This window comes from Paenibacillus sepulcri, assembly GCF_042647105.1.
GTDB classification, from domain to species: Bacteria; Bacillota; Bacilli; order Paenibacillales; family Paenibacillaceae; genus Paenibacillus_Z; species Paenibacillus_Z sepulcri.
The window spans coordinates 5,045,259-5,069,067 of sequence record NZ_JBHRUP010000001.1; the positions used below are offsets into that span (position 1 = coordinate 5,045,259).

Annotated in this window: 17 protein-coding genes and 1 pseudogene; 14 read left to right on the forward strand and 4 right to left on the reverse strand. The window is 52.8% G+C overall.

What is annotated here, in order from left to right; genetic code table 11:
• Window positions 1-5 precede the first annotated feature (5 nt).
• From galU to ACFOLF_RS22385, 11 genes are all read left to right on the forward strand, one after another.
• Window positions 6-911, forward strand: a complete 906-nt coding sequence (gene galU, locus ACFOLF_RS22335) for a UTP--glucose-1-phosphate uridylyltransferase GalU (RefSeq protein WP_210038628.1) — start codon at window positions 6-8, stop codon at window positions 909-911.
• A 442-nt stretch (window positions 912-1,353) separates the two neighbouring features.
• Window positions 1,354-2,316: a helix-turn-helix transcriptional regulator gene (locus ACFOLF_RS22340; protein WP_210038629.1), complete on the forward strand. Its 963-nt coding sequence runs from the start codon at window positions 1,354-1,356 to the stop codon at window positions 2,314-2,316.
• 427 nt (window positions 2,317-2,743) lie between these two features.
• Window positions 2,744-3,877: a BMP family lipoprotein gene (locus ACFOLF_RS22345; RefSeq protein WP_210038630.1), complete on the forward strand. Its 1,134-nt coding sequence runs from the start codon at window positions 2,744-2,746 to the stop codon at window positions 3,875-3,877.
• Window positions 3,878-4,111: 234 nt separating this feature from the next.
• A complete protein-coding gene (locus ACFOLF_RS22350; RefSeq protein WP_210038631.1) occupies window positions 4,112-5,635 on the forward strand; it encodes an ABC transporter ATP-binding protein in 1,524 nt (507 codons plus the stop codon).
• A complete protein-coding gene (locus ACFOLF_RS22355; protein WP_379113480.1) occupies window positions 5,632-6,708 on the forward strand; it encodes an ABC transporter permease in 1,077 nt (358 codons plus the stop codon). Before ACFOLF_RS22350 ends, ACFOLF_RS22355 begins: the two co-directional genes overlap by 4 nt.
• Window positions 6,709-6,711: 3 nt before the next feature.
• On the forward strand, window positions 6,712-7,668 hold the full coding sequence (locus ACFOLF_RS22360; RefSeq protein ID WP_210038632.1) for an ABC transporter permease: 957 nt from the start codon (window positions 6,712-6,714) through the stop codon (window positions 7,666-7,668).
• 205 nt (window positions 7,669-7,873) lie between these two features.
• The gene (locus ACFOLF_RS22365; RefSeq protein WP_210038919.1) at window positions 7,874-8,800 is read left to right on the forward strand and encodes a sugar-binding transcriptional regulator; all 927 of its coding nucleotides are present in this window, start codon (window positions 7,874-7,876) and stop codon (window positions 8,798-8,800) included.
• Window positions 8,801-8,976: 176 nt separating this feature from the next.
• A complete protein-coding gene (locus ACFOLF_RS22370; RefSeq protein WP_210038633.1) occupies window positions 8,977-9,954 on the forward strand; it encodes a 3'-5' exoribonuclease YhaM family protein in 978 nt (325 codons plus the stop codon).
• A gap of 358 nt (window positions 9,955-10,312) precedes the next feature.
• Complete coding sequence (locus tag ACFOLF_RS22375) at window positions 10,313-10,762, forward strand: hypothetical protein (protein ID WP_210038634.1); 450 nt, start codon at window positions 10,313-10,315, stop codon at window positions 10,760-10,762.
• A 12-nt stretch (window positions 10,763-10,774) separates the two neighbouring features.
• Window positions 10,775-11,482 (forward strand): AIM24 family protein, encoded by a 708-nt coding sequence (locus ACFOLF_RS22380; RefSeq protein WP_379113482.1) that lies wholly within the window; start codon window positions 10,775-10,777, stop codon window positions 11,480-11,482.
• Between the two features lie 66 nt (window positions 11,483-11,548).
• The gene (locus ACFOLF_RS22385; protein WP_210038635.1) at window positions 11,549-11,974 is read left to right on the forward strand and encodes an HD domain-containing protein; all 426 of its coding nucleotides are present in this window, start codon (window positions 11,549-11,551) and stop codon (window positions 11,972-11,974) included.
• 85 nt (window positions 11,975-12,059) lie between these two features.
• Here ACFOLF_RS22385 and ACFOLF_RS22390 read toward each other — a convergent pair whose 3' ends face one another.
• From ACFOLF_RS22390 to ACFOLF_RS22405, 4 genes are all read right to left on the reverse strand, one after another.
• The gene (locus tag ACFOLF_RS22390; protein WP_210038636.1) at window positions 12,060-12,929 is read right to left on the reverse strand and encodes an exonuclease domain-containing protein; all 870 of its coding nucleotides are present in this window, start codon (window positions 12,927-12,929) and stop codon (window positions 12,060-12,062) included.
• A gap of 216 nt (window positions 12,930-13,145) precedes the next feature.
• Window positions 13,146-14,000, reverse strand: a complete 855-nt coding sequence (locus tag ACFOLF_RS22395; RefSeq protein WP_210038637.1) for an SDR family oxidoreductase — start codon at window positions 13,998-14,000, stop codon at window positions 13,146-13,148.
• Window positions 13,997-15,091 (reverse strand): mannonate dehydratase, encoded by a 1,095-nt coding sequence (gene uxuA, locus ACFOLF_RS22400; protein WP_210038638.1) that lies wholly within the window; start codon window positions 15,089-15,091, stop codon window positions 13,997-13,999. Before uxuA ends, ACFOLF_RS22395 begins: the two co-directional genes overlap by 4 nt.
• 19 nt (window positions 15,092-15,110) lie before the next feature.
• Window positions 15,111-15,791, reverse strand: a complete 681-nt coding sequence (locus tag ACFOLF_RS22405) for a GntR family transcriptional regulator (RefSeq protein ID WP_210038639.1) — start codon at window positions 15,789-15,791, stop codon at window positions 15,111-15,113.
• Between the two features lie 106 nt (window positions 15,792-15,897).
• Between ACFOLF_RS22405 and uxaC the strand changes: the two genes are divergently transcribed.
• From uxaC to ACFOLF_RS22420, 3 genes and pseudogenes are all read left to right on the forward strand, one after another.
• Entirely contained in the window at window positions 15,898-17,301 is a 1,404-nt protein-coding gene (uxaC, locus tag ACFOLF_RS22410) for a glucuronate isomerase (RefSeq protein ID WP_210038640.1), read from the forward strand.
• A gap of 133 nt (window positions 17,302-17,434) precedes the next feature.
• Window positions 17,435-17,632: pseudogene (locus tag ACFOLF_RS22415) on the forward strand (NAD(P)-dependent alcohol dehydrogenase); the annotation flags it as partial.
• 390 nt (window positions 17,633-18,022) lie between these two features.
• On the forward strand, window positions 18,023-23,740 hold the full coding sequence (locus tag ACFOLF_RS22420) for a choice-of-anchor I family protein (protein ID WP_210038641.1): 5,718 nt from the start codon (window positions 18,023-18,025) through the stop codon (window positions 23,738-23,740).
• The last annotated feature ends 69 nt before the right edge of the window (window positions 23,741-23,809 follow it).

Here is a 23,809-nt window from a genome sequence, read left to right on the forward strand (position 1 = left end):
ATCCTATGACCGCCATACGAAAAGCCGTTATTCCAGCCGCAGGTCTCGGAACGCGATTCCTGCCGGCCACCAAAGCGCAGCCCAAAGAAATGCTGCCCATCGTAGATAAACCGGCGATTCAATACATTGTCGAAGAAGCTGTTCAATCCGGCATCGAAAGCATCATTATCGTAACGGGTCGCAATAAGAAATCGATTGAGGATCATTTTGACAAATCGGTTGAACTGGAGCAGTCTTTGCTCGAGAAGGGCAAGCTTACGCTGCTCGGCGAAGTACAGGCGATAAGCGACATGGCAACCATTCATTTCATTCGTCAAAGGGAGCCTCTTGGTCTTGGCCATGCGATTCTCTGTGCGCGGCAGTTCATTGGCGATGAGCCATTCGCGGTTCTGCTGGGCGATGATATTATGGTATCCGAACCGCCTGCATTAAAGCAGATGGTGCATGTGTATGAAGAGTTCGGCAAACCTGTCATCGGCGTCAAGCATGTGACAGATGCTGAAGTGAACAAATATGGGATTATCGATTCGGTCCCCAAATGGGGAGGCGTTCATGAAGTAATGGGACTTATAGAGAAACCGGCGATTCATCAAGCGCCTTCCAATATGGCTATTATGGGCCGGTACATTCTGGAACCCTCCATCTTTGATATTCTTGAGAAAACAGAGAAAGGTGCAGGCGGGGAATACCAGCTCACGGATGCGTTGAATGCATATTGCAGCAGCAAAGAAATTGCGCCGAATACGGTTTCCCGCCGGGATAGCCAAGGATTAATCGCCCTTGAACTGCAGGGCAGCCGGTATGACATAGGCGATAAATTCGGATATATCAAGGCGATCCTGGAGATTGGCCTTCAGCGGGAGGAGCTCAGCCAACTGCTTATCCCCTATCTAAGAGGGCTGGTCAGCTAGTTGGATGATCCCTTCCCATTTGGCACTCGCCCTGCCCCAGCGAATCTGAGATAACGTGGGGTAAATAGCGTTAGACATAGTATTCACGTATCCGAATTTACGTCTCTGCCGGGATACAATATACTATAGTTATCCATGTATTAGCCTTTAAGGTTTCCATTTTCCAATAAGGAAAAATCAAACCAATCCATAAGGTAATCTCTACCCACGCACTTGTCTCATAAACGCATCTCATTCCCGCCAACGTTATGATGGGACGAAGTCCACCAGGCGGCACGGGAGCGGTAAATGGAAGTGTGTCCCGCAAGGGACGAAAACGATCCATGCAGGCAGCAGCTAACAAGCGATTCTCTGTAACACAGACGTTATGCCATTCCGGGTGTCCAGAGGGCCGGGGCCCTTGGGGTCCCTCCTCAGGAGGGATTTAGGGAGGGAATTAATCGTGTCAAAAGCCGACAATATGCTATCCATCCTGTGGCTGCTCAAAACAAAGAAACGGATTACGGCCAGGGAGCTCGCCGAAAAGCTGGAAATCCATATACGCACCATCTATCGTTATATTGATGCTCTATGCGCAAGCGGAGTTCCCATCATCGCGGATTCGGGACATAACGGCGGCTACAGCCTGCTCACCGAATTCAATGAGGCTCCGCTGCTTTTTGACATGAATGAGCAGAAAGCCCTCATCCATGCGGCGATCTTCGCGCAGGAGGCGGGGTATCCGTTTGGCGAGTCGCTGACAAGCGCAGTGGCGAAGCTGAAGAAGTATACCAACGAGGACCAGTTGAATCTGATCAACCGCCATGAAGCGGGAATAGATGTGATCAGCACGCCCTACAATGGTTTGCTGGAATCCGTGCTGCAGGAGCTTGAGCTCTCAGTGGCAGGCGGCTTTACGCTGCTGATGCTTTACAGGAAATCGCACGGCAAGCAGCCCGAACCGCGATCGATTGATCCTTACGGCCTTGTCCTGTGGAAAGGCAAATGGTATATCGTCGGCTACTGCCATCTCCGCCAGGCGGTCCGCAGCTTCCGGGTGGACCGGATTCACGGCATTTCCCGGACCGGAGCTGTGTTCGAGCGTCCGGAGGATTTTTCTGCGCGCGCCTTTCTTCTTCAGGATCTGCTTCCCCGCTCCGGACATGCGGAAAATCTGGTTTCCGTCCGGATCGAAGGGATGGAGCAATCCATTAATGATTTATGCGATCACTGGCTGTTCGGGCATATGCTCGTCGACCGTTCGGAGCGCCATGTCCATGTGAGGATGGAAGAGAAAGCGCTCGGGATGGTACCGCATCTGCTCATGCTTTATGGGCGGTCAGTCCGGATCGTGGAACCGCGCTCCCTGCACGAAAGGCTGGTTGAAGTAACCTCGGAGCTGCTGGATTATTATAAAAAACAGTAGCCTCACGGTTTCGTGCGTCTGCCTGTGCAGGCATCCTATGACATTTGCGTTTGTCGAACCGGCAAACGTTTATTCGTCATGGCTTTCGGGGTATTCATAATCAAACCGTTAATTTTCCTTATTTATCCTCTATTAGGTAAATGATATGGTGAATAAAATGTTACTTACATGTCATATTTATGCATCGAGTTTTCAAGAGGCTAAAACAGATACGATTTGTCTCGCCTAAATTCCTTCAAATTCGACAGTGAAAAATAAATTTTATATGTAATATTAGTTTACAAATAGTGTGATGAGTTTTATATTTAATACAGATCAAACAAATGGTAAATTCGCGATTTTACAATTGTTCAATTATGGGGGAAGGGAGATTAGAGAAGAATAAAGAGCAAGGCCTGTGAAAATTATGAGATGGGGAGTAGAGACAATGAAAAAAAGTTTATTTACTTTGGTTCTGGTTATGATAGTGGCTGCCTTTGCGGCGGGATGCGGAAACGGCAATAACGGAGGCGGCACGGATACAAACGCGGGAACAAATGCAGGCAATGGCGGGAACGCGGCCGAGCCGGCTGGATTTAAGGTAGGCATGGTAACGGACGCCGGTACGATTGACGATAAATCGTTTAACCAGGGTTCCTGGGAAGGAATTTTGCGCGGAGGCGACGAGTTCGGACTGGAAACCAAATATTTGCGGCCAACGGGAACAACGGAAGCGGATTATTTGAAGGAAATGGGCAATCTCTACGATGCGGGCTACAAATTTATCGTGGCGCCGGGCTTTAAATTTGAAACGGCGATCTTTGCCGCTCAGGACAAGTATAAGGATGCCAAATTCGTCATCGTCGACGGAACGCCGCATACGGCTGAGGATCCAACTCCGGTAGTGAAGGAGAATACCGTGTCGATCTTCTTTGCGGAGCATGAGTCCGGATTTATTGCCGGCGTGGCAACAGCGCTGCAGCTCAAGGAAGCGGAAGCGGGCTTTATTGGCGGAATGGAGATTCCGTCTGTACAGAAATTCAACTGGGGCTTCCAGCAGGGCGTCAAATATGCCAACGACAATCTGGGCACCAAGCTGACGATCAAGCCGGAGAATGTAGTTTATCAAGGGAGCTTCGACGACGTAGCTGCCGGCGGCCAGCTGGCTGCACAGATGTATGACCGTGGCGTGAAAGTCATCTTTGCCGCTGCCGGCGGTGTTGGCGTGGGCGCCATTAACGAAGCGAAGACCCGTGTCAAAGCAGGTTCTGACGTATGGGTTGTCGGAGTAGACGTGGATCAGTTTGCCGATGGCGTCTATGAGGGGGAGAAATCGGTCATCCTGACTTCTGCCATGAAGAAGATTGACCAAGCCTCCTATGACATGGTCAAAGCGGAGAAGGAAGGAACATTCCCGGGTGGACAAACCTTGACCCTCGATATCAAAAACGACGGTGTAGGGCTTCCGGCCGAGAACCCGAATCTAAGCGATGACACGATTGCGAAGGTCGGCGAGGTAACGGACAAACTGAAAAGCGGTGAAATTACAGTAGCGGCCGAGCAGGGCAGCTTAATCAAGTAATGGCCGCATTTGCCCAATAGACCGGAAAAGAGACGGGAAACTCCGTCTCTTTTTAAATTATTTAGCCTGTTTAAGTTTCAAACCTGACCTTTTCTGCTATCTTTGAGGGAAGAAGCATTTTTCAAACGATCACAAGGTATAAAATATGGTTTTCTTCTTGAACGCTCTTCGAATTAACGGAATTACGCCGCTTCGTTGCATTTACGTGTAATTTTAGGAAAGGAGTCGTGCGGTATGGATTTTGTCGTGGAAATGATCAATATCCGTAAAGAGTTCCCCGGCGTGGTAGCCAATGACGATATTACGCTGCAGCTCAAGAGGGGCGAAATTCATGCGCTGCTTGGCGAGAATGGGGCGGGGAAATCCACGCTCATGGGCATTCTGTTCGGCATGTATCAGGCGGATCGCGGGACGATCACGGTTAATGGCAAGAATGCGAAGATCACAAGCCCCAATGTGGCGAACAGGCTGGGCATCGGTATGGTGCATCAGCATTTCAAGCTGGTCGGCAATTTTACGGTAACCGAAAATATTATATTGGGCAATGAGCCCTCCAGGGGCTTCGTGCTGAACATTGCCAAAGCTGCCCGCCGGATCGAGCAGCTGTCAAAGCAGTATGGGCTGAACGTTGATCCGCATGCGCGGGTCGAGGATATTTCGGTTGGCATGCAGCAGCGGGTGGAAATACTCAAGATGCTTTATCGCGATGCGGATGTTTTGATTCTGGACGAGCCGACGGCGGTTTTGACGCCGCAGGAAATCCAGGAGCTGGGCCGGATTATGCTGAATCTCATTGCAGAGGACAAATCGATTATTCTGATCACGCATAAATTGAAGGAAATCAAAGCCGTGGCCCACCGCTGTACGGTAATCCGCAGGGGCCGGACGGTCGGGACGGTCGATGTCCGCTCGACCAGCGAATTGAAGATGGCAGAGATGATGGTCGGGCGCAATGTGAGCTTCCAGGTGGAGAAAGAAGCGAGTACTCCAGGCGATGTCCTGCTGAAGCTTGAGGATCTCTCTGTTTATAATAACAAGAACAGTCAGGCGTTAAAGGATTTCTCGCTGGAGGTGCGCGCCGGTGAAATTGTGGGCATTGCCGGAGTCGAGGGGAACGGCCAAACCGAGCTGGTGGAAGCCATTACGGGACTTCGCAAGGTGCGCGGCGGGACGATCACGGTTCAAGGGCAGGATGTTACGAACCGGACAATCCGGGAGCGGATCCACAGCGGAATCGGCCATATTCCGGAGGACCGGCAGAAGCGGGGACTGATTCTCGATTATACGCTGGAGGAGAATATGATTCTGGAGATATACAATGATGCTCCATACTCCCGCAGGGGAATTATGAACAAGGCCGCCATCCGCAAATATGCTGCTAACGTCCTTACAAGTTACGATGTCCGGTCCGGCAAGGGCCCTCTCTCCCTGACCCGCTCGCTCTCCGGCGGGAATCAGCAGAAAGCGATTATCGGGCGGGAGATTGAACGTAATCCTTCGCTGCTGATTGCCGTACAGCCTACACGGGGGCTGGATGTCGGCTCCATTGAATATATCCACAAACGATTGATTGAGCACCGGGACAAGGGAAGAGCCGTTCTGCTCATCTCTCTGGAGCTGGATGAAATTATGAATGTCTCGGACCGGGTCGCCGTTCTGTATAACGGTGAGCTGATGGGTATCGTGAAGCCGGAGGAGTCCAATGAGAATGAAATCGGGCTGATGATGGCAGGCTGGAAAGAAGGGGATGACCAGTGAGAAAAATCATCATATCCCTGCTGGCCGTTCTGTTCGGCTTATTGGCAGGCGCGCTGCTGATGATCCTGACCGGACATCAGCCGATGGAAGGCTACAGATTCCTGTTCGAAGGCGGACTGAAGAACCCGGAGCGGATCGGGAACACGCTTGCTACGGGAACGCCGCTGATTTTTACGGGATTGTCGGTTGCCTTTGCCTTCCGGACAGGCCTGTTCAATATTGGAGCGGCCGGACAGATGCTGTTCGGAGGCTTTTGCGCGACGGCTGTCGGATTGAATCTCGATGTCTCGAGACCGCTGCTGCTGCTGCTCATGATTATCGCCGGATTCCTGGGCGGAGCCTGCTGGGCGTTTATTCCCGGCTTGTTGAAGGCGCGGTTCAATGTACATGAGGTAGTCTCGACCATTATGATGAACTGGATCGCCTATTGGACCATTTATTATGCCGTGCCTTACTACTTGAAGGCGGAATTTCTGGAGACGGAATCAAGGCCTCTGCCAGCGCATGCATCCCTGCAGGCGCCATTTCTCTCCGATATGTTCGGCGGTTCCTATGTGAACCTGGGTCTGTTTCTTGCTGTCATCGTCGTGATCGTCATTTCCTTTATCATCAATAAAACTACGCTCGGCTACGAACTGAAAGCCGTTGGCTTCAACCGGCATGCGGCTGAATATGGCGGGATGCCGGTTAAACGGAGCATTATTTTGTCCATGGTCATCTCCGGTGGATTGGCCGGACTTGGCGGGGTTGCGCAGTATGCGGGCAACAGCTCGAATATTCAAATCGGGGTGCTGCCCACGCAGGGGTATGACGGCATTGCGGTTGCTCTTTTAGGCGCGAACTCCCCTGTCGGCGTGCTAGTGTCAGCCCTGTTCTTCGGTCTGCTGTATTCGGGAAGAGGCTTCATGAACGCGATGACGGAGATTCCGCCGGAGATCGCGGATTCTATCATCGCCATCATTATCTATTTTGCGGCGACGAGCGTGCTGATGGACCGGCTGATCAGCTGGCTGAAGGCAAGGCGCCGCGCGCCTGCCGATGAACGGAAGCTGGAAAGAAAGGAAGGGGGATAAACGATGTGGACCACGATTGAACAAATTTTTCCCTATGCGATTATGTTTACGATCCCCCTTCTGATTACGGCCTTGGGCGGCTTGTTCAGCGAGCGGAGCGGGATTGTCAATATCGGCCTTGAGGGGCTGATGGTCATCGGCTCGTTTATGGGCGCCTTCGTGATTTTCAAGCTGCAGACCGCATGGCCGGATCATCCGGTTGCCGCGATCTGGGTGGGTCTGGCTGCGGCACTGGCGGCCGGCGTGCTGTTCTCTCTGCTGCATGCCTTCGCCAGCATTCACCTGAGCGCGAATCAGGTCATCAGCGGAACAGCCATCAATATGATCGCCGGGGCGCTCACGGTTTTCCTCGCCAGGAATATAACCGGAAGCGGCAATATCCGCATTACAAGCGGATTCCAGCCGTTTAATGTGCCCCTGTTGTCCAAAATACCGGTTATCGGAGACTTGTTGTTTACCAAGACCTATCCCACCACCTGGCTGATCCTGCTGCTGGTTCTGCTCGGCGGTTTTGTATTGAAGAAAACGGCGTTTGGGCTCAGGCTCAGAGCCTGCGGGGAATATCCGCAGGCCGCGGAGGCTGCGGGCATCAACGTGAGAAGGATTCGCTATATGGGCGTGATGATCTCGGGCGCATTCTCGGGACTTGGCGGAGCGGTCCTGCTGGTGACAATCGCAGGCGAGTTCACCGGAACGGTTGCGGGGCTTGGCTTCTTGTCCCTGGCGGCTTTAATATTCGGGCAGTGGCGTCCGCTCGGCATCCTTGCGGCTGCGCTGTTCTTCGGTTTTGCCAGCACGGTAGCGAATGTGTCGCAGGTTATACCGGCCTTGTCCGTATTCCCGCCTGTCATTCTGAAAGTATTCCCTTATGTGGTGACATTGATCGCCCTGGTGCTGTTCTCCAAATCCTCGCAGGCTCCGAAGGCCGCGGGCGAGGTGTTTGATTCGGCCAAGCGGTAACGGGCGGCGCCAAGCGGTGCCAATGGAGGCGAAAATAAAGAATAGCGACCGGTGATGGACTGGCGGAGCAGGTGGAAGCAGCAGCGGTCAAAAAGACAGCTCCACTTAGGCGAGCAAGGCCTGTTCACCGGTCTTCTGTAGAGAACAATAGAGGAAGAGTTGAGGTGCAGTGACTGAAGAACGATTGCAGGATAAAAGGGGCAAAATGCTCGATGCGGCGAGAATGTACTATCAATTGGACTACAGCCAGCAGGAAATAGCCCGGCAGTTCGGAGTTTCCCGGCCGACCGTAAGCCGCTTCCTGCAGCAGGCCAAGGAAGAGGGGCTTGTGCAGATCCGCATTGTGGACCCGCTGGAAAGCCATGATTCTATGGCCAGGCAGCTGGAGAAATCCTTCGGCGTCGAGAAGGCGGTGCTTGTGTCCGTACCGCGTTATGATGATGCCATCGTCAAGAAATATCTGGGGGAGGCAGCGGCGGAATATCTGGATTCCATCATCAAGGACGGGGATGTGATCGGCACTACATGGGGCACAACGCTGTATGAGGTCGCGCTCAATCTGAAGGACAAGCATGTGCGGAATGTGAAGGTTGTTCAATTGAACGGAGGCGTCAGCCATTCGCAGACCCAGACCTATGCGTATGAGATCGTCAGCCTGTTCGGCCAGGCCTTTCATACGGCCCCGTATTTTATTCCGCTGCCTGCTATTGTCGACCACCCCGTGGTGAAGCAGACCATTGAGCAGGACCGGCATATCCGCAATATACTGGAGCTGGGCAAGCAGGCGAATATCGCCATCGTCACGGTGGGAGCGCCAACCGAGGATTCGGTGCTGATCCAGGCCAATTATTTTACCGAGTCTGACCTTCGTCTGATCGGAGAGAAGGGCGCAGGCGATATATGTTCCCGTTATATTGATCAGACAGGCACACTCTGCTCGGAGGAACTGAATGAGCGGACGATCGGAATCGACCTGGAGCAGCTCCAGATCAAGGAGAAATCGATTCTTGTCGCAGGCGGTCCAAGCAAAGTGGACGGCATATACGGAGCACTGCGCGGCAAATATGCCAATATCCTCATAACCGATATCTTCACGGCGAAGCATTTGCTGGAACGGGACGGTTCTGCCTGAGCCGGAATGCGGAATGGGAAGGCGGCTGCAGCACTTTTTTCCCCGGCTGGATAGACTTTCATAGTATAATAACCCTAACCATTCCTGCGGATGCTCTCTTGTCTCTTATTCTGCCATACGTAAAGCCAGGGACAAGGCGAAGCAGCCGAAGGAAGCTTTAGGAGGACTTGCCTGATATGACGCTTATTAAAGAACTGAATTCGCAAGACGAGTTTGTCGGCTTCTATTTGCTGAAGGAGCTGGAGGTCAAGCAGACGAACGGCACGCCCCCCAAGGATTATTTTGATATTGTGCTTTGCGACTCCAGCGGCCAAATGCCGGCCAAGTACTGGGATGTCACCGGCACGGACAAGGAAACCTTCTTCCCGATGGGACTGGTCAAGGTGCAGGGCACCGTTCTGACGTACCGGGAGAGGCTGCAGATCAAGATCTCGCGCATCCGCAAAACAGAGCCTGATGACGGCGTGAATATCACCGATTTTATCCGTTCGGCGCCGATCCGGCCGATTGATCTGGTTTATACCATCAAGCAGGCTATGGAGAGCATCGGGGACCCGGAGATCAAAACCATTGTCGCCTTCTGTATCGCCAAAGTGGAAGAGAAACTGATGCATTATCCGGCGGCCAAGACGCATCATCACGCCTATTTCGCCGGACTTGCCTATCATATGGTTCGAATGCTCGAATTAGGAGAGTTTATCTGCAAGCAGCGCCCGTTCCTGAATCCCGATCTGCTGCTCGCCGGCATCATTCTGCATGATATCGCCAAGCCCGAGGAGATGATTGCGCAGCTTGGCATCGTCTCCGATTACAGCGTACGGGGGAAGCTGATGGGCCATATCTCGATGGCATCCAGCTGGATTACGGAAGCGGCTATCCTGAAGGGAATTGCGCTCGACTCCGACCGCGTTCTGGCTCTCCAGCATCTGGTCCTGTCCCATCACAATCTGGGAGAGTGGGGCAGTCCCGTTCAGCCCCAGACGGCAGAGGCGGTTGCGCTCCACCATATCGACGCTCTGGATGCCAAGCTGCAGATGGTTGAGGATGCGCTCGATACGACGCCGGAGACGGAGCCATGGACGCCGATGATCAGAGGGCTGGAGAATAAAGCCGTCTATCGGACGAACATTCCGCGTGCTGTGCTGGAATCCTGATATTTCTTGTCTAAAGGTGAAACAAGTCCGGTGTATCCGGGCAGGTTTCATCTTTTTTTTCACCTTATAGCAGCGAAGAACCTTGATCTGTCGTCAAAGGACAGGCATTAACCGTTTTTTCTTGACCTGTTTTTCATCTGGAGGGTGGCGGAATCGGGCATAAAGGGTAATGTTTTGTAAAACCGCCATTTCGCATGCTGTCGAATTTTGGGTGGGTCTGAAACAAATGCAGCTGTATATGCGTAATAGACTATAGTCAGATTTTACAAGTTTATCTGAGAGATTGTGAGATTGATAGACGGTATTGCTGTTTCGCTTGCCATGGTTTTGCGAACGCGTTGGAAGGGAGGTCTGCCGTGTGGGCGTTGTGAAATGGGGCTTGTCGCTATGCTGTGCCGTTCTGCTGGCATGCGCTGTCTCGAATGTTGCGTATGCCGGCTTTATGGAGAATGTGAAAGGGATTTTTCAGCTGCCGGACGAGGTGGATGAGCTGCGCGAGCAGTATGACAGCACGAAGACGCAGCTCGATGAGGTTACGAAGCAGTCACAGGAAACCATCGAGCAGTACCGCCAGGCGGAGGAACGGCTGCATGAGGAGAATGTGAAGCTGATGGAGCAGAATGAGAATCTCGCCAAACGCAATGACGAGCTCTCGCAGGCCGTTATTTCCCTTCAGGCTTCAGAAGAAGCGCGAACCGCCAAATCCAGACGCATATGGCTCTTTATTTATTCCGGTATCGGCTTGCTGGCGCTCTACTTCCTCTCGGGCAGATTGCTGCGGCTGCTGCTGCGAAGCAGACAAGCTTAAGAGGGGGCGCGGATGGAAATCATATCTCGTATGGGGGGCGCGGCTGCCAGCCAGCAATCAGCGGTAGAACTGCAGCTCCGCGAAGGGGATGCCGTTCATGTGCTTCACCCCCAGCAGATTGCGGCGTTTCAGGGCCTCTCGCGTCAGCGTGAAGACAAGTTTATGAATATGCAGGGAATTTACCGGAAGAAGAAGCTCATCAAATCAAAGCTGTCCGGGCCGTCCAGCCTTATTCTCGGCTTGCCCGGCGGTTATATGCTGCACTGCATGGAGCTTGACGGCGACAGCAGCTTGCTGTTTGATTTTCGCCATCTGTTGTTTTATACAGAAGGCATCGAGATGAAGAGCGTGCTGCAGAGCTTCAAGAATGTCGTGGCCACCAAAGATATTATGCGCATGAAGTTTCAAGGCCATGGCGCAATCGGACTTATTTCCTGCGGCCCCGTGATCGAGATGGAGCTGGATCCGGTTACGCCTTCTTTTATCGACAGCCGCGCATTGATCGCTTTTCCAAGCCATGTCGGGATCGATCTGAGCGTGTACGGCAACCATTTGGCCAGCCAGCATATGAGCTACCAGTGGAAAATGACCGGAACCGGCAAGGTTCTGCTGCAGGTCGGCTGGCCGGATGCGGGCCTGGAGCAGTTCATCGGCCAGGATAGTCTGGTCAAGCGGCTGCTGCGGGAAATTGTTCCGTTCGGCGGCATTTGGTTCAAGTAATTTGGAGGTTACGAAGCTGATGGATGACCGCACCTTCAGCTCGCTTTACATAAGGAGGGAACGGCTATGGATATTCTGACCAAAGCAATCATTCTTGCCGCACAGGGGCATGACGGCCAAACGGACAAGGGCGGAGAGCCTTATATTCTGCACCCGCTTCGGGTGATGCAGTCGGCAAAGGGGGAGGATGAGCGGATCGTGGCTGTGCTGCATGATCTGGTGGAGGATACCGGTTACACGCTCGCTCATCTTGCCGGGGAGGGCTTCCCGGACGAGATCGTTCAGGCTGTGGATTGCCTGACCAGAAGAGATGGCGAAACCTATGATGCCTTTATCGATCGGATACGGGTGAATCCGTTGGCTTCGAGAGTCAAGATCCTGGATATTAGCGATAATATGAATCTGGGCCGGATTGTTTCGCCGACGCAGGAGGATCACGATCGGCTGGACAAATACCGCCGCGCGCTCGTTGCGCTGAATCAGAGTGAATAGAATATCCCTCATAAAACGCCAAAAAACTGTTGCTGAGTAACAACAGTCGGGATCTGGTGTGCTTTATCATGCCTGGAGCCGTTGATTATTCTTGCTTGCCAGCATCATTGCTGGAGGATTCGGCGGAAGGCGGGTTGGTCTCACCGGCTGGAGCTGCGGGTTTCTGCTTCTGAGGCTGCTGACTTTCAACCACGGTACCAAAATAGGCCTCAAGCTCGGCAGCCTTACGCGGATCGGTCAAGGTTACCTTGTCTTTCAGAAAATGCTCGACGATCAGCTCCCATTGGGGAACCACCCGCTGCGCTTGCATGGTGCGGACCGCGTTCTTGACCATACGCCGTTCCTTGGCATTGGAATAGACATCCTTGAAGTGCTGGGCCTGGGAGAAGTCCAGCCTTGGGGCAACCGCCCGGAATACCTCTGCGGTCATACGGGCATCATCAAGGGCGCGGTGCGCCGAGCCTTCGGGGGTAATGCCCAGCTGTGCCAGCGCGGCTTCGACGCTGACGTCATTGGTGAGCTTCTGATCTCTCAGGAAACCCTTCAGCAGATCGAAGGCCAGCGCCTTCATCCAGTAGGAATCATCCAGCTTGTGCATGCGCGTATCGTATATAATCCGTTTCAGATCCTCGCCGCCCCAGGTAAGGAGCATATACGTTTCGCTGCGGTCCAGCCAGCGGATAAAGTCGGCAATTACCGTCCGGAAGCCTGAGGCCGCATCGATATCTTCTTGGGGAATGCCGGTCTTTCCCTTGATAAAGCTGTTCAGCTTGGAGAAGTAGACGGGCTTGATCAGCGCAGAAAATTCATCCACCTGCCGGTAATCCGCAGTAAGCCGCACCGCGCCGATTTCGATTACCTCCATCGGCTTGTCGCTGGCGAATTTCCGCCCGTTGAATTCAATATCCAAAATAATGTAGTCCGTAATGCTCGCCTCCGATTTTATTGAGCGCATAATCCCTTGACAGCTTGTGTTTTTCGCTCCTCAAGGTACTTATGCGTGCTTACTCCACAATAGCATGTTTGGATGCCTCCGTCGAGAATCGGGCGGGGAGGCAGGCAAAAAGAAAAACGGGCGGCAAGCGCCCGTTTCGGTAATGGCTGATCCATCAGCAGATGAATCGGCCATTACATTTATGATGAGTGAAATTATGGCATTCGTTGAAATGGATCATACTCCGGAATAAGCCATGAAACCGCCGTCGACAGGAATGGTAGTTCCGGTAATAAAGCCGGACATGCTCTCATCCGTCAGCCAGAGCAGCGTGCCGAGCAGATCCTCGGGCTTGCCGAAGCGGCGCATCGGCGTATGGGAGATGATTTTGTGGGAGCGGGGAGTCAATGAACCGTCCTCATTCGTGAGCAGCTTCTCATTCTGCTTGGTCAGGAAGAAGCCGGGGGCGATCGCATTCACGCGGATGCCGGATTCCGCCAGATGGACCGCCAGCCACTCGGTAAAGTTGTTGATTGCCGCTTTGGCGGCGCTGTAGGCGGGAACCTTGGTCATCGGCGAGAATGCGCTCATGGATGAGATATTGATAACCGTCGCACCCTGCTTGCCAAGCATCTGGCGGGCGAAGGCTTGTGTCGGAATGAGGCTGCCGATAAAATTCAGATCAAGCACGCTGCGGAAACCCGTTACGCTCAAGTCAAAGAAAGAAGTCACGCCGGGTGCGTCCACGTCCTCGGGATTGAACAGCTCATTCGTCGTGATGGCTGCCGGCTGGTTGCCGCCTGCGCCGTTGATCAGAATATCGCAGGAGCCCAGCTGCTGCTGTACAGCCTCGGCGGCCTGCCGGACGCTGTCGCTGTCGGTCACATCGCAGGAGAGAGCGATCGCTTCCCCTCCTGCGGCAGCAATCTCCCCGGCAACGGCTTCTCCGCTTGACAGCGTCCGGTTCAGCACGGCGACCCGCGCTCCCTGACGGCCCAGCTCAAGCGCCAGAACCCGGCATAATACGCCGGCTCCGCCTGTAACGACGACGACTTTTCCCTGCAGGGAGGGGTGAATAGGTAATTGGTTCATGAGTAGATCTCCTTTTCCTGTTTTTGGCTGGAAGCGCTCTTGACGTATGCGTCCCATAAGCCCCATAGATACATGATGCCGAGCGCGCGGTCGTACAGACCGTAACCGGGTCTGCATTGCTCGTCCCAGAGGTGCCGGCCGTGATCAGGACGGCAGTAGCCCTCATAATTATTTTCGTGATAGGCCTGCACCACACCTGCAATATCCACGGTCCCATCCTGGGTGCGGTGCGAGGTTTCGATGAAATCGCCGTTCTCGAATACGCGCACGTTGCGGATATGCGCGAACGGAATACGGTCGGCAAATTCGTGGATCATGGCGATGATATCATTGTCCGGATTGGCCCCAAGCGAACCGCTGCACAGCGTCAAGCCATTATAGTAGCTGTCGTGCAGCTTAAGGTAGCGGCGCAGATTGTCCCGGCTTGTAATAATTCGCGGCAGTCCAAAGATCGGCCACGGCGGATCATCCGGGTGAATGGCCATCCGGATGTTATGCTCGGCGGCGAAAGGTATGATTTCATCCAGGAAGTACTTTGCGTTATCCCACAGGTTCTCCTCTGTTACGTCCCTGTAGGCTTCGAACAATCCTGTCAAATACTGCAGCCGCTCTGGCTCCCAGCCCGGCATGGTAAAGGCCGAATTCTCATTGATCCGCTTGACCAACTCGAAGGGGTTGATGTTGTCGATCCTGCTTTTCTCATAGAACAGCGCCGTAGAGCCGTCAGCCGTCTGCTTGTGCAGATCGGTGCGCAGCCAATCAAATATCGGCATGAAGTTGTAGCAAATCACCTCAACGCCGACCTGTGCCAGCTTGGCGATGGTTTTCTTATAATTCGCGATATACATATCACGGCTTGGCAGTCCGAGCTTGATATCCTCGTGAATATTAACGCTCTCCACGACCTTGATATGCAGACCGGCCGCATCGGCTGCCTCCTTGACCTTCATAATGCCTTCCATGGGCCATTCTTCACCTGCAGGGACGTCATGCAGCGCCCATACAATGCCCTCTGTCCCCGGAATTTGCTTGATATAATGGAGCGGGACGGTATCATTGCCTTCGCCGAACCAGCGGAATACCATTTTCATCGTGCAGATTAGCCTCCGTTCATTTGAAATAGGATGGGAATTTCTCTTTCAGCAGCGCCTGATCGGCAATTGTGAGACTCAAGTGATCCTTCATGATCCTCTCGGCCCGGTCGGCATCATGCTCCTGGATGGCCTCTACCATATGCAGATGCTGCTCGTAGAGGTGATCCCAGTGATGGTCGGCAGCCAAACGCAGCATGCGGCTGCGGTTCAAATGGATGTTGATTTGCTGGATAACCGCCCAGGTGTTGCTTTTCCTGCAGCCTTCGAAGATGGTGCGGTGAAAGGCCTCGTCAAGCTCGAACATGGTACGGTAATCCTGCTTGTCGATACAGGCCTGCTGTTTGGTGAGATTCTTCTGCAGCGCCTTCAGCTGTTCATCCGGAAAGCTGTCCGAGCAGGCCAGCCGGATGACGGCGCGCTCCAGCTGCTCGCGCATAAACCGCGCTTCCTCCACAAGCTCAAGATCGATCAGCGAGACGAAGGTGCCGCGCTGGGGGAGGATCTCCAGCAGTCCCTCCTGGGCCAGACGCACGAAGCTTTCACGAATCGGCGTCCGGCTGACATTGAATTTAAGGGAAATTTCCTTCTCCGAAATACCGGTGCCGGGAACAAGCTCCAGCATCATAATTTGCTCCCTCAGCGCATGGCTTACGGCATCGCGGGTGGAGGTAGTTTGAGGCTTCATCGTAAAAGTCATGGGTTCACCTCCCTGGATTGTCAGTTAATGCTTCCATACTACCATACAAGTATGGTAGTATGGAAGCGGATTCTTTAATGCGGATATTAACTTTAGGAGGTCTACGATGTCGCCATTTATTCATGAGGATTGGCTGCTTCAGAGCAAGAGCGCAAAGACGCTGTACCACGATTATGCAAAGGATATGCCGATTTATGATTTCCACAGTCATTTGAGCCCGAATGAAATCGCTGTCAATAAGAAATACCGCAATATGGCCGAGATCTGGCTCGGAGGCGATCATTACAAGTGGAGAGCGCTCCGCTGGCTGGGCGTGGAGGAACGCCTCATTACTGGAGATGCTCCAGACGAGGACAAATTCATGGTCTGGGCCCGTTCGGTACCGGATACTGTCGGCAATCCGCTTTATCACTGGACGCATCTGGAGCTCAGCCGTTATTTCGGCATAGACGAGCTGCTGACGGGCGATAATGCGCGCGATATCTGGAACCGGTGCAATGAGCGTCTGCAGGATGAGGATATGCGGGCGAACGGGATCCTGAAGCGGTTCGATGTCAGAGTCGTCTGCACCACCGATGATCCCATCGACGAGCTGGCGGATCATCAGCAGATCCGCAGCGATAGCGCGATTGAAACGGCTGTTGCGCCAACCTTCCGTCCTGACCGTATTCTGAATGTTGGGGACAGCGGATTTGGGGATTACGTGAACCGGCTGAGCGGGGTTACACAGCTTCCGATTACGCAGTATGATCAATTCCTGGAAGCGGTCGCTTCAAGGGTCGATTATTTTCACAGTCATGGCTGCCGCATGTCGGATCATGGCTTCGAGATGCTTCCGTTTACGCTGCCAGACGAGCGGGAAGCGGCGGCGATCTTCCAGCGGGCTCTGCAGGGCGAGGCGGTATCGCAGGAGGAAGTCATCCAATACCAGACCTACACGCTTGTGCAGCTTGGCCGGTTGTATAACCAGCATGGCTGGACGATGCAGCTTCATATCGGAGCGATACGCAATAATAATGCCAGAATGTTCGCTCAGCTTGGCAAGGACACCGGCTACGATTCGATACTGGATTTTCATCTGGCAAGGTCGCTTAACGGGTTTCTGGGTAAGCTTGATAGCAGCGGCGAGCTGCCGCAAACGATTGTCTATACGTTGTATTCCGCGCAGTACGAAGCGATTGCTTCGGCTATCGGCAACTTTCAGTCGCCTGGCGTAAGGGGCAAAATCCAGCTCGGCTCAGGCTGGTGGTATCATGACCAGAAGGACGGCATGCTGCAGCAGATGAAGGTGCTTTCGAATGTCGGTCTGATCAGTACTTTCGTGGGCATGCTGACCGACTCCAGGAGCTTCCTGTCGTTCACGAGACATGAATATTTCCGAAGGGTGCTGTGCAACCTGCTTGGCACATGGATCGAAGACGGCGAGCTGCCGCGCGACTATGCGTTTATCGGGAAGCTGGTCCAGGATATCTGCTTCAATAATGCCGATAGATATATCCGCATCCAATAAGACTTTCGTTCAACCGGCCTTGAGGCATCACATATGCCAAGGGCCGTTTTTTTTTGACCTTATAGCATGTATGAGTTTCACGTCTGTACATATGTCTATTAGGTCTAAGGGAAGAAACGAACTGCGCCGCCACAATGAGATCGATATTTACGGCGTGTTCCGCTATGCGAATACATACCCGATGGGGATCGGGTTTCTCGCATCCGGCATGATCGACGCCAAATCGCTTATTACGGACCGCTATCCGCTTGCAGAGGCGAGGGATGCGATGGAGTGTGCAATACATAACAAGAGCGGCAGCTTGAAGGTTATGGTTTATCCCAACGAGTAATAGCCAATAGGATAGATTCGGAAGAAACGTCAGGATGAGCATCCTGGCGTTTTTTGTGCGCTATATAACGTTTATAAGTTTAACCTTTACAAAAATGTCTGAGGGAAGAAACCTGCTGCGCCGCCGGATGGCGATAATCGCTGCTCCTTGAAATACCCGGGAGCATAAAATATATCCTACCTTTTTTTGATATTTTTGAGGAAGAAGCTAATACTGCCGCCGGATGATGATGATAACAACTCCTTCTTAGTTTTGCCTGCTCCTTATTATTCTATCAACTTCATCTTTCATGTATTTTTACAAAACCTTAAAAAAAGAAGGGCGGCTGCGTTAACAAAAGACTACTACAATAAATGGGATTATTAAATATAAATGGGGAGTGATAGTCTTTTGAAACAAAGAGGGAAGAAATTACTTTCGCTACTGCTAGCAGCCGAAATGCTTGCCGGTTCCGTATTCGCTGGCGGCGCTGCCATGGCTGCAGAAGGTCCGATCGCAGGGACGCCTTATACTGCAGCAGGTACTTATGATGTTACTGTGCCTCATGTCATTATCAATCAGATTTATGGCGGCGGACGTGAATTGGATGACGAAATCGTGGTTTCCAACGGTTTTGTCGAGCTTTATAATCCGACAAATATCGAAGTTTCCCTGAATGGCTGGTCGCTGCAGTATGCCGATAATGGAATTCCTGGCACCACCGATAAAAGCGACACGGCTGGCGGCGTAACAGGTGATTGGGAAGTGCTTAATCTTACGGGTGCGATTCCGGCACATTCTTCTTATTTGATTAAAGCCAAGAACACAGGTTCCGCTGAGGCGAAGCTTGATATTACCGATAAACAAGATTTGATGTTTGACCATTTTCTTAACAATAAGGGCATGAAGGTTGCTCTTATGAGCGATAATACTCCGCTTACTGCCAAGAATCCTTTTGAAGCAAAGCCCTCCGGTTATGTGGATATGGTAGGAACGGGAAGCAACGATTCCAACAGCCAGATTGATGGCTATGAAATGGAGCATCCAAGCGGAGATGCGGGAGGAACGTCCAAGAAAATTGCCCTCCGCCGGATTAACTTTACCGACTCGGATCACAACAACATCGATTTCGAGCAGGTTAATTACGATAAAGTTAATGAAGCAACCATCACGGCCAAAGGCCCGCGCAGCAGCGCCGATAATGCCTGGGGCATATCACCGCTCGTATTCACGGCGTTATCGCTTCCGGAAGCAAATGCCGGTTCGCCTTATACAGCGTATTCCGTAACGACAGCTGTATATGGAGGCACGATCCCTTATCATTACGCTGCGGACGGATTGCCTTCCGGCCTGAGCATCAACCCTTCGAATGGCAGCATTACGGGTACGCCTGGCGAAGCGGGTACAGCTTCGGTAACGATCAAGGTAACTGACAGCGCAGAATCGCCGCTTACCATTGAGAAAGAACTCCCTCTTATGGTTAATGCGGCTCCGGCTCCTGCAATTGAGGACAAGCTGAGCGTTGAGAAAATCGGCGAATACCAAGTTGGAGAATCGAATGAAGACGGCGGCGTAGCCGAAATTGTGAAATATAATAAAGACAATGGCAAAATGTATGTCGTCAACGGCTCCAGTACGCCGCCAAGCCTGGATATTGTGGCCCTTACAAACGATGAGGAACTGACAAAAGAGAAATCGGTTCTCGTCAAGAACCTCTCGGAAGTAGATGGGTTCGAATATGGCGACTTGACCAGTGTAGATGTCAACACCGCGACCAAACGTGTGGCGGTAGCGATTCAGGAAGCTGATTCCATGAAGCCGGGCAAGATTCTTGTGCTTGATTATGACGGGAATTTGCTGACCAGCTACCCAGCGGGCGTACAGCCGGATATGGTGAAGTATACAACCAACGGTAAATACCTGATGACGGCGGATGAAGCTGAACCCCGCAATGCACCTGACGATCCGAATGGCAGCGTGACAATCGTCGACACAACGACAGGCGTATCGACACAAGTCGCATTCGACAAACCTGATGTCATTGACGACAATGTGCACATTCGGGGCGAGTCCGGCCCAGGCGGCCTGATCACCGGCAGCGGAACGAAAGAAGATGCAATCTTCGATCTGGAGCCAGAATATATCGCACTTTCGGCGGATGAGACCAAAGCCTATGTCTCCTTGCAGGAAGGCAACGCCATTGCAACGATAGACATCGCCGGCAAAACGGTTGATTCCATCAAAGGTCTGGGACTTAAGGATCTTAATGATCCCAAGAATTCTCTGGATTTGGTGGAGGATGGCGAGATCAATCTGGAGAACGTGCCTTTCTCGGGTATGTATATGCCTGACGGCATTGCCACCTACAGTGCGAACGGCAAGCAATACCTGTTCACAGCGAATGAAGGGGATGCGACAGAATGGCCTGTCGACGCTGATGAGCTGACCAGAACAAATGCAACGAAAATTGAGGATATCAAAGACGGACTGAATCCTGACTCAGCCGCAGCAAAATTCCTCGACGGAGAAGACAAATACGATGACGTTGAAGTCGTCAGCGACATGGGCAATGATGGTGTTTATTTGTATGGTGGACGTTCGTTCTCCATCTGGGATACAACTAACATGACGCAAGTCTTTGACAGCGGCAGCGATTTCGAGAAAATCACCGGACAGCGCGTTCCGGATAATTTCAACGCAAGCAACAGCAAGACCGATATGGATGACAGAAGCCCTAAAAAAGGCCCTGAACCGGAGTATGTGTCTGTTGGCCAAGTGGGCAGCAAAGCCTTCGCCTTCGTGGGACTTGAGCGCGTCGGCGGCATCATGACCTACGATGTGACGGACCCGACGAAGCCTGCCTTCGCCAATTACATCAATACGCGCGACTTCTCCAAGGGGATCGAAACGGATGCCGGTCCTGAAGGTCTGGAATTCATTCCGGCTACGGAAAGCCCTACAGATCTTCCGCTTCTGCTGGTCGCGAATGAAGTAGGCGGAACGGTGGCTGTTCTTCAATTGAACGTGACCAAAGTGACGCTGGACAAGTCCGAGCTTGCATTGGCGCCGGGCGGAGAAGGCGCGAAGTTGACTGCTGCTGTAACACCAGTGGGCGATAGCGCACCAACGGTAACCTGGACCTCCTCTAATTCAAGCATTGCCGAAGTAGATGCGAACGGATTTGTAAAACCGGGCTCCAAAGAAGGCACAGTCGTCATTACCGCGCTTAGCGCTGACGGTTACGGCGTTGCCGAAGCGACAGTGACGGTGAGCGACGGTTTCTGGAACCTGACCGTTATGCATACGAACGATACGCATGCACATCTGGCGGACGTTGCCAGACGGGCAACGCTTGTGAACCAGGTGCGCAGTGAAGGCGGCGACAGCCTGCTGTTCGATGCGGGCGATGTATTCTCCGGCGATCTGTATTTCACCAAATGGTTTGGTCAAGCCGATCTGTCCTTCATGAATTACATGGGCTATGACGCCATGACCTTCGGCAATCATGAATTTGATGCCGGCACAGATACTCTGAAGGATTTCGTGAGCAAAGCCAATTTCCCGCTGCTCACATCGAATATTGATTTCAGTAAGGATGCCAACATCAGTCCGCTGCTCAAAGCGCCGGCAACGATTGACGCCAGCGCAAAGAAATCAACGGATAACGCAGGCGTTTATCCTTATATCATTCTGAATGTGAGTGGTCATAAGGTTGGCGTATTCGGCTTAACAACCGAGGACACCAAGGAAACTTCAAGTCCCGGCAAGGATGTTGTGTTCAACGATGCAACCAAGCCTGCCAGGAATACGGTTGCCGCTCTTAAAGAGCAAGGCATTGATGTTATCTTCGCCTTGTCCCATCTGGGCTACAACCGCGACAGAGATCTGGCTCAGGCTGTCGAGGGCATCGATCTGATCGTTGGCGGACATACCCATACGCTGCTGGATAAACCAGTTGTCGTACAAGGTGATGATGCAGCGCCAACGGTTATCGTACAGGCGAACGAGTGGGGCAAATTCCTTGGCCGCGTCGATCTGGCTTTTGATGATCAGGGCGTAGTCATGACGGGTGAAAATCTGCTTAAAGGCGGTCTGATGACAGTTGACGCAACCGTAACGGAGGACGAGGCTGCCAAAAACATGCTCGCTCCATACAATGCGGATCTTGAAGAGCTGAAGAAGCAGGTTATCGGCAAGACGACTGTCGTTCTGAACGGCGAACGCAATGATGTCCGCGCGAAGGAAACCAATCTGGGGAACTTCATTGCAGACGGCATGCTGGCCCGGGCGAAAGAACTCAAAAATGCCGATGTGGCCATCATGAACGGCGGCGGTATCCGTACTTCAATCAAACTCGGCGATATTACGATGGGCGATTTGCGTACGGTTATGCCTTTCGGCAACACCTTGTATGTGCTTGATGTAACGGGTCAAGAACTGAAGGACGGGCTGGAGAATGGAGTCAGCGGCGCGAAGCTGGGCGATCTGCCGGGCAAATTCCCGCAGGTGGCAGGCATGCGCTTCAAATGGGACCCGAACCAGGCCGCAGGAAGCAAGGTTTTTGATTTGCAAATCAAGACAGAATCGGGCTACACCGCGGTTGATCTGACGAAAACATACCGTTTGGCAACGAACAGCTTTGTCGCTCTTGGAGGAGACGGATATGCATCCTTCGCCAAAGCGATTGAAGAAGGCGCGTACCATGAGGATCTGGGCTATCCGGATTATGAAATCTTCATCCAGTACATGACTTCGCTTGGCGGCACCATCTCCCCAGTGGTCGATGGCCGTATTACGGAGCAGGCGAAGCCGACAGAAGGAAACGGAGGTTATTACCCGCCACCAACACCTCCTGTAACGGAAGAGCCGGATCAAGAGCCAGCTGCAGGAACGACTGAATTGCCTAAAGCTGCCCTGCAGGTGACCAAAGGAACGAATGAAGCAGGTCAAGCGCTCAATCAGGTAACAGTTAAGGCAGAGGATCTGCAAGCTGCCCTTGCGGCTGCATTCACGGCAGCAGGAACAGGCAAGCAGGCGGAGCTGGTCATCAACATGCAGGATTTGAGCGGAGCAACGGAAATTACGCTGCCTGCGGAAGCGCTGAATGTTGGGGCAGACAAAGCCGGACAAATGACGATCAGAATTGAGACAGGAGCAGCAGCCTATAACCTGCCGCTGAATGTTCTTAAACTTTCCGAAGCCGGCGCACTCGGCAATGTGAGCGTCCGCGTATCCATCGCACCAGTAAGCGATGCTGCCCTTGCCGCGCTGACCAGTAAAGCAAATTCCATGGGAGCGCAGCTGGTCAACAGCACTTCGCTGGAATTCGAGGTTGTACTGGTTACGGGCAATGAAGAAGAAGAGCGGAACGATTTTGGCACCACCTATGTATCCCGCATCATTTATCTGCCGGCCTCAACGGATTTGAACGGCGGAACGGCTGTTATGGTTGATCCGGTTAGCGGCGAGCTCGTATTCGTACCGAATGTCGGGACGACGCTGAACGGCAAACCGGCGGTTGAAATGAAACGTCCGGGCAACAGCACCTACACCGTCATCAAATACAGCAAGAGCTTCGCTGATTTGAATGGACACTGGGCCAAGAATGAGATTGAGGACATGGCGTCCAAGCTGATTGTCAAAGGTATGGACGACACTCATTTTGCACCAAACAACGCCATCACCAGAGCGGAATTCACTTCCCTGCTCGTTCGCAGCCTGGGGCTGACAATGGGCAAAGGCTCGGCTTCGTTCGAGGATGTTGCTTCGGATGCATGGTATGCAGGAGCGACAGAAGCGGCGGTTGAAGCCGGACTGGTCAACGGCATGGAGCCGGGCAAATTCGCGCCAACTGCGAATATTACCCGTGCAGAGATGGCCGTAATGATCGCCCGCGCAATGGAAATGGTCGATAAGGCCAATGCTGCAGGCAATGCGGCTTCGCTGAGCAAGTTCACCGATGGCGCCTCCATTCCGGATTGGGCGTCCGCACAAGCGGCGCTGCTCGCGGACAAAGGCATCATGCAAGGCGACACGAAAGGCGCTTTCGCTCCTGCAAACAAAGCAACCCGCGCTGAAGCGGCACTGATTTTGGAGCGGACGCTGAAAGAATTGAATTTCATCGACTAAGTGATTCCGGTCCGGCTGATGCCGGACGGAGCTTATAAGGTTAATATGGGAAAAGGGATACTGCGGCTG

Bases quoted from the DNA above. Each gene is read 5' to 3' on its own strand.
- galU (WP_210038628.1), top strand. From the start codon at position 6: ATGACCGCCATACGAAAAGCCGTTATTCCAGCCGCAGGTCTCGGAACG.
- ACFOLF_RS22345 (WP_210038630.1), top strand. From the start codon at position 2,744: ATGAAAAAAAGTTTATTTACTTTGGTTCTGGTTATGATAGTGGCTGCC.
- ACFOLF_RS22350 (WP_210038631.1), top strand. From the start codon at position 4,112: ATGGATTTTGTCGTGGAAATGATCAATATCCGTAAAGAGTTCCCCGGC.
- ACFOLF_RS22360 (WP_210038632.1), top strand. From the start codon at position 6,712: ATGTGGACCACGATTGAACAAATTTTTCCCTATGCGATTATGTTTACG.
- ACFOLF_RS22365 (WP_210038919.1), top strand. From the start codon at position 7,874: ATGCTCGATGCGGCGAGAATGTACTATCAATTGGACTACAGCCAGCAG.
- ACFOLF_RS22370 (WP_210038633.1), top strand. From the start codon at position 8,977: ATGACGCTTATTAAAGAACTGAATTCGCAAGACGAGTTTGTCGGCTTC.
- ACFOLF_RS22380 (WP_379113482.1), top strand. From the start codon at position 10,775: ATGGAAATCATATCTCGTATGGGGGGCGCGGCTGCCAGCCAGCAATCA.
- ACFOLF_RS22385 (WP_210038635.1), top strand. From the start codon at position 11,549: ATGGATATTCTGACCAAAGCAATCATTCTTGCCGCACAGGGGCATGAC.
- ACFOLF_RS22390 (WP_210038636.1), bottom strand. From the start codon at position 12,929: ATGCGCTCAATAAAATCGGAGGCGAGCATTACGGACTACATTATTTTG.
- ACFOLF_RS22395 (WP_210038637.1), bottom strand. From the start codon at position 14,000: ATGAACCAATTACCTATTCACCCCTCCCTGCAGGGAAAAGTCGTCGTC.
- uxuA (WP_210038638.1), bottom strand. From the start codon at position 15,091: ATGAAAATGGTATTCCGCTGGTTCGGCGAAGGCAATGATACCGTCCCG.
- ACFOLF_RS22405 (WP_210038639.1), bottom strand. From the start codon at position 15,791: ATGACTTTTACGATGAAGCCTCAAACTACCTCCACCCGCGATGCCGTA.
- uxaC (WP_210038640.1), top strand. From the start codon at position 15,898: ATGTCGCCATTTATTCATGAGGATTGGCTGCTTCAGAGCAAGAGCGCA.